The organism is Acidisoma sp. 7E03 (genome assembly GCF_054665075.1).
Genome location: NZ_BAAFHE010000020.1, coordinates 1 through 15,398, shown reverse-complemented (window position 1 = coordinate 15,398; position 15,398 = coordinate 1). Strand labels below are relative to the sequence as shown.

Annotated in this window: 12 protein-coding genes; all 12 read right to left on the bottom strand. The window is 64.5% G+C overall.

Annotation, left to right across the window (positions count from 1 at the left end):
- Positions 1-17: 17 nt before the first annotated feature.
- Positions 18-788, bottom strand: coding sequence for an MOSC domain-containing protein (locus tag ACYQ6W_RS21105; RefSeq protein WP_459678098.1), 771 nt, complete (start codon positions 786-788; stop codon positions 18-20).
- A 107-nt stretch (positions 789-895) separates the two neighbouring features.
- Positions 896-2,497 carry a PucR family transcriptional regulator gene (locus ACYQ6W_RS21100; RefSeq protein ID WP_459678097.1) on the bottom strand — a complete coding sequence of 534 codons (1,602 nt, stop codon included), beginning with the start codon at positions 2,495-2,497 and terminating at the stop codon, positions 896-898.
- A gap of 11 nt (positions 2,498-2,508) precedes the next feature.
- Complete coding sequence (locus ACYQ6W_RS21095) at positions 2,509-3,906, bottom strand: NtaA/DmoA family FMN-dependent monooxygenase (protein WP_459678095.1); 1,398 nt, start codon at positions 3,904-3,906, stop codon at positions 2,509-2,511.
- A gap of 33 nt (positions 3,907-3,939) precedes the next feature.
- Complete coding sequence (locus ACYQ6W_RS21090; protein WP_459678093.1) at positions 3,940-4,749, bottom strand: ABC transporter permease subunit; 810 nt, start codon at positions 4,747-4,749, stop codon at positions 3,940-3,942.
- Positions 4,746-5,669, bottom strand: coding sequence for an ABC transporter permease (locus tag ACYQ6W_RS21085; protein WP_459678091.1), 924 nt, complete (start codon positions 5,667-5,669; stop codon positions 4,746-4,748). Before ACYQ6W_RS21085 ends, ACYQ6W_RS21090 begins: the two co-directional genes overlap by 4 nt.
- 2 nt (positions 5,670-5,671) lie before the next feature.
- Positions 5,672-6,784, bottom strand: coding sequence for an ABC transporter ATP-binding protein (locus ACYQ6W_RS21080; protein WP_459678089.1), 1,113 nt, complete (start codon positions 6,782-6,784; stop codon positions 5,672-5,674).
- Positions 6,785-6,813: 29 nt separating this feature from the next.
- Positions 6,814-7,923: an extracellular solute-binding protein gene (locus ACYQ6W_RS21075; protein WP_459678087.1), complete on the bottom strand. Its 1,110-nt coding sequence runs from the start codon at positions 7,921-7,923 to the stop codon at positions 6,814-6,816.
- 80 nt (positions 7,924-8,003) lie between these two features.
- Positions 8,004-9,248, bottom strand: a complete 1,245-nt coding sequence (locus tag ACYQ6W_RS21070; RefSeq protein WP_459678085.1) for a saccharopine dehydrogenase family protein — start codon at positions 9,246-9,248, stop codon at positions 8,004-8,006.
- 14 nt (positions 9,249-9,262) lie between these two features.
- On the bottom strand, positions 9,263-10,342 hold the full coding sequence (locus ACYQ6W_RS21065; protein WP_459678082.1) for a Zn-dependent alcohol dehydrogenase: 1,080 nt from the start codon (positions 10,340-10,342) through the stop codon (positions 9,263-9,265).
- 90 nt (positions 10,343-10,432) lie between these two features.
- On the bottom strand, positions 10,433-12,493 hold the full coding sequence (locus ACYQ6W_RS21060; RefSeq protein ID WP_459678080.1) for a tetratricopeptide repeat protein: 2,061 nt from the start codon (positions 12,491-12,493) through the stop codon (positions 10,433-10,435).
- A 46-nt stretch (positions 12,494-12,539) separates the two neighbouring features.
- Positions 12,540-12,914 (bottom strand): hypothetical protein, encoded by a 375-nt coding sequence (locus tag ACYQ6W_RS21055; RefSeq protein WP_459678077.1) that lies wholly within the window; start codon positions 12,912-12,914, stop codon positions 12,540-12,542.
- 100 nt (positions 12,915-13,014) lie between these two features.
- Positions 13,015-15,398, bottom strand: a 2,384-nt coding sequence (locus ACYQ6W_RS21050) for a beta strand repeat-containing protein (RefSeq protein WP_459678076.1), incomplete at its 5' end; no start/stop codon positions are given.

Below are 15,398 nucleotides of genomic sequence, written 5' to 3'. Positions count from 1 at the left end.
TGTCAGACGTGCCGTCGTCAGCTCAAAGACACCGGTGAGCCGATCTCGACGACACCGCCCGCGATGACCTCGGCATAGACGCCCATATCGGCATGGCCGTAGCATTTCATCAGCGAGCGCGGGATCGTCGTATTCCGTTGCGCGGTGTCAGGGTCGACATCCGTCGCGGCGCAGCGCCGAGTTCGCTGAAGAATTTTGAGGCGCGCGGATCCGACCGTGACCTCCTGCCCCACCATGTCCAACTCGCTGAAGGCTTCGAGCCCGTCGATGTAGAGATTGGCACGAAACCGCAGAGGGTTGAGCGGCGTCTCGATCCGCGCCGCAAATGCCTGCACGCTCTGGAGATTGATGACTGAAATCGCGTTCATCATCTGCGGCGAGTCGACCGAGACATCGGTGAAGCGATTTTCCCCGCCGACCGCGAGGACGGGTGTCTGCTGTCCGGTCAGATCAAACATCGCCGCAAAAAATGACGCGATCTCTCTCTGGCCGTCTGGGGTTTCGAGTGCCGCGTCGAGCACGCGCCGACCGTCCAGGTCTATCACCAGCCGCCGCGTCGCTGGGTCGACGAAGGTCCTGAGCTCTGCCAGGCGCTCCTCCTTCACCAGGACGATGAAGCGTGTCTTTGGCAAAGGCTTGTAGTCAGCCGGGTCGTAGCCGCTATCGTGGCGGGCGAGGCCGTAGACCCGGTCGAACGGAAAGCCTTCCCCTGGGGCGAGCTGAACGCGGGCGAGAGCCTGGGCGCTGAGGCCCTTCACGGGATAATGGTAAAGGCCGTCCACATGCATCAGCATCCTCCTTTGCCGCGTCTTCTGGCCGAGCACGACGGCAAAAGCGTCTCCGGCGGCAGATGACTCTAGGTCTGTCCGCAAGGGGCGTAAAGCGCCGGGCTCGCCTACTGTCTGGGGCTTCCAGCGAGGTGCCAGGCGAGAAGTTGCAACCGCAAGTCCAGCCGGTGCAGCTGATCGAGCTGCAGACCGAGGATTTCCTCCATCCGTTCGATGCGGTTCAACAGGGTATGGCGGTGGATGCCGAGCAACCGCGCCGAGGTGGAGACGTTCCAGTCGTTTTCGAGCAGACAGGCGAGCGACTGCACCAAGGCTCCCTGCTGCCTGTCGCTGCGGAGCAGCAGGTGGATGGATGGAAAGGCCCGCTCATCGGCGTCCTTCTGGTCGAGCGCCCGCAAAAAGCGGGTGAGCGCCGTCATCTCCTCGGCCAGCACCAGCCGGCGGCCGGGTTCCAGAATGCGCGCCAGGCGGAGCGTATCGCGCGCGCTGGCATAGCCCACGGGTGCTTCCGCCACATCCTCCAAAGTGTGGCTGAAAGCCACGCGCGGGCGCAGGCGCGCTGCCTCCAGCACCTCCACCAGCGCCGACTGCATGTCCCGCGAAACGCCGCCCTTGCTGCGCTGAACCACACCGAGCAGCATGCTGCCGCGCCGCGCGACCTGGCCGCCCCAACCCTGCCGGCGGATGAACGTGCGGAGGATGGCGAGCGCACCGCCACTGTTCGCCCCTTCGACATCGGCCGTGAAGACGACGAAGGGCGCACCGTCGCGCAGCCCGAGCTCTGCCCGGGCCTCGGCCGAGGCCGCTGTGCCGAGGAGAATGTCGACGACACGATCCTCGGCCTGGCGCTCTGCCAGCCGAGCGATTTCCGCGCTCTGGCTGAGCAGCAGGGCTGCGGCCATGGCACCGGTCTCTGCTGCCAGGCTGTCGAAGCGGCTGATGTCCGCCTGCTGTGTCTCGACGATGAGCCAGCCACTTGGCCGGGGTTGGGTAGGGATGGCGGCAGCGAAGCCCAGCCGCTCGCCTTGCCAGGCCATCAGCTGCGTCGCCCCGCCCTGCGGGCGGAGCGCATCGAGCGCTGCCACCGCACCGGGCGTCAGGCCGGTAGGAGAAAAGACCGGTCCGGTTTCACCCCCCTGGTGGCGCGCCAGCACCTGCATGGCCGCATCGATGATCGCAACACCGCGCCCGAACAGGCGACCCAGCCGCGCGCACAGCGCCTGCGGCCCGCCGCCACGCATGACGATCTGCAACAGATCCCGGTTGAGCCGCTCAGCACTCTCCAGCGCGACATATTGGGACTGAACGAGATGCGTGAGCAGGCTGTGCGTCACGTCGCGGAAATTGATCGCCCAGGGTAGCACGATGATGGGAATGCCCCGCGCCTCGCTCTCCGCGATCATCGTCTCCGGCACATGATCCATATAGGTGCCGAGCGCAATGACCAGGCCCGCGATCTGCAACCGCTCCATCACCTGAAAGATGTCGTGCTGCAGCTGCTTGCTACCGCCGAGGACGACACCCGCCGTCATGATCAGTTCATGCCCAGTCAGCGAATCCTCGATGTCCTCGTGATCGACGACATGCACCCAGCGCAGCCGGCGCGTGAGGCCGGCACGGCCCGAGACGACACTGGCCTGATCGAGGGGTGGGATCGACAAGCATTCGGCGACCGTCAGCCCGAAATCCGCAGCGGCAACGGGTTGCATGCCGCTCTGCTCTACTCCGCCGCCGTCGGGACGGGCCGCCCGCGATAGGCGGCACCGGGATGGCTATCCGCCAGACGCGTATGGCCGGGACCGAAGAGATTCTCACGCAACGTCGTACCTTCGTATTTCGTGCGGTAGCGGCCGCGTCGCTGCAACTCCGGCACCACGAAATCCGCGAAATCCCGCGCCGTCCCTGGCGCGAGGAAGCCGCGCATGAGGAAGCCGTCGAGATCAAAGGTATCCGACCAGCGCTCGATCTCGTCCGCGCATTTCTTGGGGCCGCCGCAGACGAAGAGGCGTTTGCGGTCGAGCCGCGCGGCATCCTCGATGATGTCACCGATCGTCCAACCCTTGGGAAAGGGATAGCGTGCCATATGGTCAGCACCCGGGCCACCGGCCGCAATGATGTCGTCAATCTTCTCATGGCGGCCGTAGCGCGAGATATCCATGCCCGAGCCGAAGCGATGGGCGAGATAGCCGTCCGCGCTTGCCAGATCCATGAAGGTGGCGAGCTTGGCCTCGGCTTCCGCATCGGTGGCCGCACAGACGATGTTGCATTCGGCGAAGAGCCGCACCTCATCATGGCTGCGGCCCGCCTCTGCGGCGATGCGCCGGATGTCCTGCACATGGCTCAACAGGATGTCCTCAGTATAACCCCCGATGAAAATGCCTTCGGCATATTGCGCGGCGAAGGCACGGCCACGATCGGAACTGCCCGCCTGGAAGATGACGGGGGTGCGCTGCGGCGTCGGGCACATGAGGTGCGGGCCAGCAACCTTGAAGTGTTTGCCTTCGTGGTTGATCGCATGGACCTTCGCGGGATCACTGACCCTGGAGGATGCGACGTCGATCTTCAAAGCGTCCTCCTCCCAGCTCTGCTCCCACAGCTTGAACGTGACATGGGCGTATTCCTCCGCCCTGTCGTAGCGCGTGTCATGGGCGACGGGAGGAATGCCGAAATTCGCAGCCGCCCCGGGCAGGTAGGAGGTGACGATGTTCCAGCCGACGCGGCCACCGCTCAGCATGTCGAGCGAACTCATGCGGCGCGCGAAGGAGAAGGGATGCTCGTAGGTCGTCGAACTCGTGGCGGCGAAGCCAAGATGCTTCGTTACCGCCGCCATCGCCGGAATCAGCACCAGCGGATCATGGATCGGCACATGCATGCCTTCGCGTAGAGCGACATCCGGCAGGCCGCCGTAGCCCGCAGAGATAGCGAGTGTGTCGGCGAAGAACAGCGCGTCAAACATGCCGCGCTCCAGCGCCTTGGCCTGCTCGATCCAGAAATCGAAACTGCCAAACTCACGGCGATGGTTTGCCGGGTGGCGCCACAATCCGTAGTTATTATGGCTGATGGCGCCCATTTCCAGCAGCATGAAGTGGATCTGGCGGCCGGCACGGTGCGTGGTCATGACGAACCCTCTGGTTATGGCGGCGCTCCGCCCTCACGCGCCATAGCGCTGCTTGATGCGCAGGAACGTAAGGAGGGCGGTCGACGTCAGGACGATGGCGATGATGATGGTGGCGAGTGCGTTCACCTCGGGGCTGACGCCGAGATGCACGCGGGAGAAGATGACGAGCGGCAAGGTGGTGGAGGACGGTCCGGCGGTGAATTCGCTGATGATCACGTCGTCCACGCTGAGCGAGAAGGCAAGCAGCCAGGCCGATACGATGGCCGGCAAAATGAGGGGCAGCGTCACCAGCGTGAAGACGGTCGCCGGCACCGCGCCAAGATCGAGCGCCGCCTCTTCCACCGAGGTGTCGAATCCCGTGATACGGCTCTGGATGACGATGGCCACGAATGCGCTGCAGAAGGTGATGTGCGCGGCACAGATGGTCACGATGCCACGGCCGTGCGGCCAACCGAATAACTGTTCGCTGCCGACGAACATGAGCAGCAGCGCGATGCCGGAGACGATTTCCGGCATGACGAGGGGCGCCATCACCATGCCCATGAAGAGCGAACGGCCCCGGAAGGCACGAAAGCGACTGAGCGCATAGCCCGCGAGCGTGCCGATAACGGTCGCACCCGTCGCCGAGATGAGCGCGATCTCGATGGAGAGCCGAGCGGCGCGTAAAATCTCGCCGTCATGCGCGAGAACGCCGTACCAGCGTGTCGAAAGTCCTGTCCAGATCGTCACCATGGGTGAGGCGTTGAACGAATAGACGACCAGGGTCAGGATGGGCAGATAGAGGAAGGCGAGCCCCGCCGCCAACATAGCGGTGAGCGCCCTTCCCTGCAGCCGCGCGCTCACGATTGCGCGGTCATCAGCTTCGCCTCGTTCCGGCTACGCAGCCAGACCAGAAGCATGATGGGCAGAAGCAGGAAGATGGCGAGGGCCGTGGCGACTGCGGAGGCTGTCGGCCAGTCACGGTTGTTGAAGAATTCGTCGAAGACGACGGACGCGATCATCTGATGGCCTGGGCTGCCAACGATGGTCGGGATCAGATACTCGCCGACGGCCGGGATAAAGACCAGCAGCGACCCGGCGACGATGCCGGGCACGGACATCGGCAAGGTGACGAGCAGGAAGTTGATGAAAGGTCGTCCTCCGAGATCTTCGGCTGCTTCGAGCAGGCTAAGATCCAGTTTTTCGAGTGTGGTGTACAGCGGCAGCAGCATGAAGGGCAGATAGGCATAAGCCATCACGAGATAGACCGCCGTCTGCGTATTCATGATGCGCAGAGGGTGATGGATGAGGCCGAGCGTCAGCAGCAGATTGTTGAGCAGGCCGTTGTCCCGCAGGATGCCGATCCAGGCATAGACGCGGATCAGGAAGGAAGTCCAGAACGGCATGATGACCAGCATCAGCAGCAATGGCCTCGCCCTGGGTGTGGCCCGGGCAATCCGATAGGCCATCGGATAGCCGATCATCAGGCACAACAGGGTGGTGATAGCGGCCGCCAGCAGGGCACGCCCATAGGCGATGACATAACTCGGATCTTGGAACAGATAGCTCCAGTTCTCCAGATGCAGGGTCACCTGCAGGGCCCCGTCATCCGTCATCTTGGCGATCGGGCCGATTGGCGGAATGCCGATGATGCTCGTCGAAAACGCGATCTTCAGAGTCACCAGGAAGGGTAGCAGGAAGAAGACGCCGAGCCACAGGAAAGGCAGGCTGATCACGATGCGCCGTCCCCAGGCACCTGAAAGGAGATGCAGCAGCCCTCGCATGCTCAGGGCTCGATCACGGTGGTCGCCTCGGGCGACCAGGCAAGAGTGACGGGCGCCCCGAGCCGCAATGCCGCTGCCGCTCCATCGGCCCGGTTCGGCTGGGTCACCTGCAGCAGCGCGCCACCCACCACCGCCACACGATAGACGGAGGCGCCGCCATGATAGGCCAAGGCCTCGATGCGACCATGGATACGGTTCGCGCCCGGCGCATCGTCACCGACACCTATTCGCTCGGGCCGGAGCGCCAGTACCGCCTGCGCGCCAATCGGCAAGGGCCGGGTCGTGGCGAAGATGACGTCGCAGCCGAGCATGGGGCAGGTCATCACGGTCTGATGCGCGTGGCTCCCGATGACAGAACCCTCCAACAGGTTCACCGAGCCGATGAAGTCCGCCACGAAGCGGCTGCGGGGCGCCTCATAGATGTCCTGTGGGCTGCCGACCTGGACGATGCGCCCTGCATCCATCACGGCGATGCGCGTCGCCATGGCCATCGCCTCCTCCTGGTCATGTGTGACCATGACGAAGGTGATGCCAAGCTGTCGCTGGATCGCCATCAACTCGAACTGCGTATGCTCGCGCAGCTTCTTGTCGAGCGCCGACATCGGCTCATCCAGCAGCAGCACTTCCGGCCGCTTCACCACCGCCCGGGCGAGGGCGACACGCTGGCGCTGCCCGCCCGAGAGCTGGTGCGGCTTGCGGCTGGCCAGACCCTCGAGGCGCACGAGCGCCAGGGCCTCGTCAACGCGCCGAGTAATCTCGGTCCGCGGCAGGCCCTCGCGCTTGAGGCCGAAGGCAATGTTGGCGGCCACCGTCATATGGGGAAACAGCGCGTAGGACTGGAACATCATATTGACCGGCCGCTCATAGGGCGGCGTCGCCGTCACGTCCCGAGCGCCGATATGGATGCGGCCGGAGGAAGGCTGCGCGAAACCTGCGAGCATCCGCAAAAGCGTCGTCTTGCCGCAGCCCGAGCCACCAAGCAGGGCAAAAAGCTCGCCCCGCCCGATGGTTAGATCGATCTCCCGCACCGCCACGAAGTCACCGAAACGCTTGCTCACGCCTTCGATGCGGATATGCGGCGGGTGCGGCGCGGCGGCGGCACCCGCAGCGGTCACGGAAGAGCCGTCAGCATCCATGCCGCGCGTCAACTTGCATTCTTGAAGTTGTCCCACATCCGGGTGCGCAGGCGTTCGTATTTCGGGGTGACCGCCGCCTGCATGAAGAGGCGGCCGAGGTCGTCCTTGGGCGGGAAGACGCGCGCATCATCCTCCAGATCTTTCCGCATCAGCGCCTTGCTAGCAGGCACGCCATTCGCATAGTTGGTGTAGTTGCTGTTGTCGGCAGCCGCCTCTGGACTGAGCATGTAGTTGATGAAGGCGTAGGCATTGTCCTGGTTCGGTGCGCTGTTCGGCATGGCATAGGTGTCGAACCAGATGATCGAGCCTTCCTTGGGCAGAACGTAGTTGATGGAGACACCGTTCTTCGCCGCCGTGGCGCGCTTGGACGCCTGCAGCACATCACCGTTCCAGCCGACGGAAATGCAGAGATTGCCGGTTGCGAGATCGGCGAGCCAGGTGGTCTGGCTGATCGTCTTCATGTAGGGCCGGATCGGCTTCAGCAGGTCCGCGACCTTCTTCAAATCGGCCGAATTCTGGCTCGCCGGATCAAGGCCCAGATATTTGAGGGCGATCGGCGTCATGATGGCCGCGCTGTCGATGATGTTGATGCCGCATTTCTGGAGCGCCTTGGCATTGGCAGGATCGAAAAGCAGCGCCCAGGAGTCGGTCGGGGCGTTGGGCAGCAGCTTCTTGACCATGCCGACGTTGTAGCCGAGCCCAACCGTGCCCCAGTCATAGATCACGGCATGCTGGTTCCCGGGATCGGCCTTTGCCAGAATGGCCATCAGGTCTGGGTCGAGGTTCTTCCAGTTCGGGATCTTTGAGCGGTCGAGCACCTGATAGGCGCCGGCCTGAGCCTCGGTCGCGAGATAGGGTTCGGCATTCGCGACCACCACATCATAGCCCGTGTTCCCGGCCATCACCTTGGCGTCCATCATCTCCTCGCTGTCGTAGACGGAGAGATTGGCGGTGATGCCGGTCGCCTTCTTGAAATTCGCGAAGGCGTCTGGCGCGAAGTAATCAGCCCAATTGAAAACGGTGACCGAACCGGCGGCCTGCGCGGCACTGGGCAGTGCCGCGCCGACACAGGTCATCAAGGCAAGGCCAGCAGAGACGATGGCATAACGTCGCAGCATCAAAGACCCTTTCCGAGTAACCGAATGACGATCAGGCTAAGGCAGGCGTGGTGCCGGTTCCTATGGACAGCTTGCGTAGATCAGGCCGGTAATTCCTGGACATTCTGTCCAGCATATTTCGTGCCATCCGGCGCCGGATGCAGAGGCAGGTCGTGCACTATGCGAAAATGACGGCGCTGAAGTTCCGCAAAGAAGGATGTGGTCTCGAAGCATTCCTCCGGCGCCCAGACGCCCGGCCGCGTGCCGCCGCGCAGCAGCAGTTGTACCCCGATGGCGAGACCAATCGACGTCGCAGGGTCGTTGTAGCCCGCATGGTCAGGATGCGGCGCGCCGATCACCGCGCAATTCACCCGGGCCGGATGCCCGCCGACCTGCCCCTCGCCCACGGCGAGGTGCAATTCGTGAATCTCGCTCGGCGGAACGCTGGCGCCACGGCGCTCGATGTTGCGGCGGATCAGAGCATCCAGCAGGTCGACCGGCTTGACAGATACACCCTTGACCATAAGCGGCTCGTCGTAATCGTCGAAACCCGCCGAGCAGAGGGCCAGCCAGGCGCGATGCTCATGCTCCGGCAGATGCAGCTTCCAGGTGAACTCCCGGATGCCCTTGTCGCGGATGCCTTCGGAAAAAGGCACCGTCAGCGGTTCGGAATGCTGGGTGAACATGAATTCCGTCTCACCCCAGGGTTCGGGCAGTCGTAGCACCTCCTGCCCGCTGCGCGGCGGCACTTCGCGTAATGCGCCGTCAAGGAATTGCAGCGAAGGGTTGGCGTACTCGGCAAGCAGCGTCGGCAGCGAATAGGGGGGAACCAGCACGGGGCTGGGCACGCCGAAGTTCTTCGCCACCCAGTAGAGGTTGATGCGCTCGATCCTATCCAGCCGTTCGGCGACCGCCCGGCAGACCATGTTGGAAATACCGGGATCGGCACCCAGGCCCAGCACCGCGGTTATGCCGGCCTCAGCCCAGGCCGCGTGATGCTTTTTCTGTTCGACGGTGAACACGCCCATACCGCCGTAATCGACATAGGTCACGCCAGCCTGGCGGCAGGCATCGAATATCACCATTTGCTGGCCGGCGAAGGTCGGCACCGCGTTGATGCAGAGATCGCAAGCGCCCAGCAGGCGGAGCAGCGCCGGCTGATCGGCGCAATCCACTTCCACGGCCGACAGACGCGGATCGCCAAGTCTCTCGACCAGGGAGCGTGCGGCGGAGAGCAGACGGTCCGCCACCACGATCTGCGTGATCCCATCCTGATGCGGGGAGATGAGATCGCGCACTGTGCCGCTGGCCATGGCACCGGCACCACCGAGAACAAGAACACGCATGAGCTGAGATCCGTCTAGAAAGTGATGATCTGCCGAACGGCCGTACCCGCGCGCATGCGCGCGAACCCCGCATTGATGTCGCCAAGCGTCAGCCGGTCAGAGATGAGATGGTCGAGATGCAGCCGGCCCTGCAGGTAGAAGTCGACAAGCTTGGGAATGTCGAGCCGAAATCGGTTGGATCCCATGCGGCTACCTTGGATTCGCCGGTCCGCGAGCATGGCGATCGCGTCGAGTTCCAGCTTTGTCCCCCAGGGCGGAATGCCAACGAGGGTCGCCATGCCGCGCGGCGCAAGCATGGCGAAGGCCGCCTCCGCCGTTGCCTTGGCGCCGATGCATTCGATGGCATGGTCGACCCCGCCCCGCGTCAGCTCCGTGACGGCGGCTGCCGCGTCGATGCCGCGCGCGTCGATGACGTCGGTCGCCCCCAGGCGGCGCGCGAGGTCGAGCTTCGTGGGCTGCGTGTCGATGGCAATGATGCGCCCCGCACCGGCGAGGGCCGCTCCATTCACCGCTGCCAGCCCCACCCCGCCGCAGCCGATGATGGCGACCGTCTCGCCCGGCCGCACCCCGGCGCGATGGAAGACGGCGCCGGTGCCGGTCAGCACGGCGCAGCCAAGCAGAGCCGCGCGGTCGAAAGGCATCTCCGGCGGAATCTTCACCAGGGCATGCTCATGCACCAGCACCTGCTCGGCGAAGGTCGAGGTGTTGTAGAACTGGTGCAGCGTCTCGCCCCGCCAGGACAGCCGGCGAGAGGTGCCGGGCGGCAGGTTCACCTCCGGCGTATCGCACATGGCCGGATGTCCCGTCAGGCAGTGGCGGCAATGGCCGCAAAAAACGGAAAGACAGAGAACCACCCGGTCTCCCGGCTCTACATAATGGACGTCAGACCCCACCACCTCGACTGTGCCGGCGGCCTCGTGGCCGAGCACCAGCGGCAAGGGGTGCGGGAAGGCGCCATCGATGAAATGGAGATCGCTATGGCAGAGGCCGGTGACCGCGGTACGCACCAGGACCTCACGAGGGCCGGGCCGCGCAATCTGCACGTCTTCGATGGTCAGGGGCTGGCCCGCCGCCTGCAGAACGGCCGCTTTCACCGTCTCCCTCTCCGCCTCTGCTGAGAGCGAAAGTCTAAAGACCCGAAGGGCAACACACTATCGACAGAGTGGCGATGATCGGAGCAGCCTTTATGGACGATGTGTCGTGGTGGCGCGAGCGCAGGCCGGGGCCGCTTCCCCGGCCGAACTGCGGATCCTCTCAGCCTCACATCCTGAGAGTCCCGCGAGTTCATCCGTGACGGCGAGCACTACCTCGTGCCACCGGCATTGTGCCGTCTGTCGGAAGAGGCGCATGGACGGATACCAGGGGCTGCGTCGCGCCGCCGCCAGCCAACGCCAATCCGGCGTATGCGGCAGCATCACCCAGACCGGTTTGCCCAAAGCCCCTGCCAGATGAGCGACCGCCGTATCCGCGCAGATGACGAGATCGAGCGCGGACACCGCCGCCGCCGTTTGCGCGAAATCGGTGAGGCGAGAGGACAGATCTGTGAGGGTGCCGGCAGACAGAAGATCAGGGTCGAGGGTCTGCAACTCTTCGCGCCGTTCCCCGAGCTGCAGGCTGAACCAGCGGATGCCAGGCAGCGCGAAGAACGGCGCCAGCGAGGTCAGCGGAATCGATCGGCGCAGGTCATTCACGTGGCGCGGATTGCCGCCCCAGGCGAAGCCGACGCGGAGAGGACGGTCCCGCCCCTCCACCCACTCGGAAAGCGGGGACGCCACCCAGGCAGCAGCGGCGTCCTCCGGCACCTTGAGATACGGCACGGATGCCGGAATGGTCTCGAGCGTCGTTCCGAAGGCGCGTGGCAGGCTCAGCATCGGGCAATGCAGATCGTAGCGCGGATACGTACCGATCTGATTGATGATGCGGATGTCACCCTCGATGACGCCGTCCATCGTCTTCAACAGTGGCAGAAGCGGCGCCTGTGCCGCGATGACAACCTTCAGCCCGCGGGCCGCGATCAAGGGCGCGTAACGGACGAACTGCAGTGTGTCGCCGAGCCCTTGCTCAGCCAGCACGAGCAGGGTCCGGCCTGCCGCGGGTTCCCCGGCCCAAGGCGGATGCGTCTCGAACAGGCTGAGCGCATTGCCGGCCTGGCCGATCCGGAAGCGACAATCATAGGCGGCCCAGCCTTCCTGCAACCGGCCTTGGCGCAGGAGGCAGGTCGCACGGCTGTACTGGATTTCGGCATCCTCCGGCGCCAAAGCCTGCGCGAGGTCGAGCACGGCCAAGGCCTCGTCGGGCCGCTCGCGTTCTTGCAGCACCAGCCCAAGGTTGTTGTAGGCCCCCGCATCGGACGGGCGCAACGCGATCGCGCGACGCAGCACGGGTTCTGCTTCCGCCGCTCGATCCAGCCAGCGGAGAATGTTTCCCGTGTTGCTCAAGGCCTCCTGAAAGTCGGGGCGTAAGGCCAACGCCTTGCGGCAGCAGCCGAGTGCTTCTTCCAGCCGATCCATCCGGCGCCGCGCGCGCTCCGTCCAGCTGACCCCGCTTCTATCGTCTCCAAGACCATCGCCATGAGCATCGATCAACGCCGCAGCGAGGTTGTTGAACGCATCGGCGTCCTCAGGATAATGCGCCGTATCGGCGCGATACGAGGCCAGCGCTGCCTCGCGCTGACCCAGCCGGCGGAGCGTATGGCCCAGACCCGAGCGGCGCGATCGCGGGCTAAGGGCGATGCCCTCGCGATAGGCGGCCACGGCCTCCCGCAGCCGGCCCTGCATCTGCAGCGCGTCGCCGAGATTGATCCACGCCTCCGCGTAATCGGAACGCAGGGCGAGGGCTGAGCGAAAGCTCTGCTCGGCGGGCAGCGGCTGACCCAGCAAAGCGAGCGCGAGGCCCAGATTGTTGTGCGCCTCTGGATAGGCCGGCTGCCGCCGCAGCGCCTCACGATACGCCTCGGCGGCGGCAGCATGCTGGCCCGCGTGACCAAGCGCCACGCCATGATTCGCGGGATAGCGCGCGGCCGTCCCGATACGCGCGGCGTGCTCCGTATAAGTGAGCGCCTGCGCCACCGCCCCGCGCGCCAGAGCGACCAGCCCGGCAAGCTCGAAAACGTCTGGGTCGTCGGGCGCTTGCCGCAAAAGGTCATCCAGCAAGCGGGCGGCCTCTTCGGCCGAGCCCGACTGCCACAGCTCGAAGGCGCGGGCGAGGCCGCCATTCGCGCCGGCGCTCGGCCCAGACGCGGTCATCTGCGCCAAGCGCCTGTCGCGTCGTCCAACCTCCGAGGCCGCGGCGTCAGGACTGAACGGTGTTGGGCGAGGAGACGATGGCGTCGCTCGCGCGGGTGCGCGGGCGATTCAGCGGCACGTATTGAAGGCCGTGCTGCTCCAAAAAGTTCTGCAAGCCAGCTGCCAGCGTCTGGGCTCCCTGCAGTGGCATGGTGATGCGCCCGACCACCACGGCCTTCTGCACGGCAGGCTCCACCGAATTGTCCCATCGCGTCGAGACGAGTTTGATCGTCACGCTTCCGGCGGACAGCGAGAAACTCGACGCCAAGGTGGCGAACAGTTCGGGGGCGAACATGTTTTCGAGCAGAACAGTCTCCTGGGTGGCCATCCTGCCAGCGGTGGTGGCGCCGGCAGCCTGGCCCTCGGCGGAAGTGTCACTCATCGCGTTTCGTCCCTCGTTATGACGGTCGAAGCTTAAGACGAGGCTTCAAGATTTCAAGCACGTGCATCAGGTAACCGGTGTTGGCGGCCACCCCGGCCGATCACAAAATGATGGAATTGTGAGACTGCAACGCGCTGAGAGAGGAGACGCCCAGACCGTCCAGCGTGGCGACCGTGTGGAAATGCGTGCCACCGCCCGTAGGATCCACCGAAACCTGTGTATTGGCACCAACTTCCGTGATTTTGACGAAGTTGGAGAGGGTCGCAGCCGCCTGATTCCAGCCAGCCTGGGCCAGCAGCTTGGAGAGGTCGAGCACATCGCCATTGGTCAGCGAGAAATCCTTGATCTCCATGCTGCCGGTGCCGGACGCGGCACCCGCACTCGGTTGATAGGTATTGCCGGCCCCGCCCATGAACACCTCGGTACCCAAGCCACCCTGAAGCAGGTTGCCCCATCCGCTCAAGGTGACAGTATCGTTCGCGGCCGCGGTGTCCACGGTGGCCCCCCCTGCGCCAGCGATGATCATGTTGTTGCCGCTGGCTGTCGTGACGGTATTTCCATAGCCCTGGAGGGCGATCGTATTGTTGCCGCTGGCCGTGACGATCGTCGCGTTGCCCTGGGGACCGGTGATCGTGTTCGTGCCGCTGCCCACGGTGATCTTGTCGTTGTAGCCGCTCACGGTGATGGTGTTGTTGCCATTCCCCGCCGTGATCGTCGTGCTGCCTTGAGCGCCGGTGACGGTATTGTTTCCGCTCCCGAGTGTCACGGCGTTGTTGTAGCCACCCACCTTGATCGTATCGTTGCCGTTTCCGGCGATGATGGTGGCGTTCCCCTGGCTGCCGCTGACGGTGTAGCTCTTGTCGTCCAGCGTCAGCGTCTGATTGTAGGCGGACATGGGGACGCTTGTCGGTGCGCTGCTGATCGCAGTCGGACTGGCAGATGCCGTGGCAACCACGTGCTCGCCGATTGCATTAACGACCGTCGTGCCCCCACCTGTGACGGTGATACCTGTCGTGCCAGCCGTCGTGAAGGTCTCACCTGCGGCCTTGGTAACGGAGACGGTATAGCTACCGGCGGCAATGCCGGAGAAGCTATAGGCGCCATTCACCGCCGTCGTCGTCGTCGCAATGACGGCGCTGCCCTGCAGTAGCGTGACGGCCTGCCCGGCGAGGCCGCCTTCCGACGTCTGCTGCGTTCCGTCCGCATTGGCATCGTTGAACACGGTCCCGGTGACGCCGCCGGTCTGGGGCGCCGGCGCTGTCGCGCTGCCGGACGGCACGATCTGAGGCAGGCCGTTGGTGCCAAAGGTCATCACGTATTGAGGTGCGGCCGCAATATCGGCTGTGAAGGTGACACCAGCAAAGCTGGAGCCCACGCCGGGGGCAAAAGGATTGCCACCGTTGAAAACGATCAGATCGTTGCCACCCAGATAGAGTGCCGTCTGCCCATTCGGCAGAACCGCCATGGTGCCCTTCGTATAGCCGAAGATCTCCAGCTGATCGGTCTTGGGGTCGAAGGTGTTGTCCAGGGTCAGCACCCCGTCGCCCTTCTGATAGAGGACCGTCGAAGACGTGCCCGTAAGCCGCACCTCGCTGCCGCCCGTGTAGCCCGTCACCTTGGTGCCCGAGATCGTGACGGTCCCTCCCCCGATGCCGCCAGCGAGGATGTTGTTGGCGCTGCCGCCAGCAATCTGGTTCCGGCCGACACCGCCGATGAGATACGCGTTCCCCTGTTCCCCTTGCAGCACGCTGTTGCCGGTACCGGCAAAAAGGTAACCGCTGGATGCGTTCTGCGTCTGCGCGTTCAGCGCGCCGCTGGCGACACCGATATCGACCGTCGCGCCGGATCCCTCTTCGATGATGTTGTTCCCACCACCCAGGATGACGACGTTGTTGCCGCCGCTGCCCGTGTGCACGTTGTCGTTGCCGCTGCCCACGATGACACCGGAACTCTGATTGCCTGAATAGGCGGCGCCGGAACCGATCTGCGTAGGCGTGGTGCCGGCGAAGTTACCGTTGAAGACGAGCCCCGCGTTGACACCGGTTGTCATCTGATGCGCGACGACGGTGAAGCTGTCGCTGAGGCCAGTCTTCGGATTGACGTCGTTATCGAGCAGCGGGTTGCCGCTCGCATGTTCCGTCGCCGAATAGGTCAGCCCGGCCGGCGCCACGACCTTGACCGTGTAGGTCCCCGCCGTGACGTTGGAGAAGGTGTAGGTGCCGTTCGCGGTCGTCGTCGTCGTCGCGACGATCGCACTGCCGCTCATCAGTTGGACGGTGACGCCGGCAATGCCGGGATCGCCGGCGTGATAGGTGCCGGTGGAGTTGCCGTCGAAAAAGACCATGCTCGAGATGCTGCCCGCACCGGAATATTCTCCGATGGGTTTCACGGTCACGGCCGAACCCGAGGTCGTCGTCACCGAGGCCGTCCCGCTCGTCGAGAAGGTCTCGCCCGCCGGTGCCACCACAGACACCGTGTAGCTGC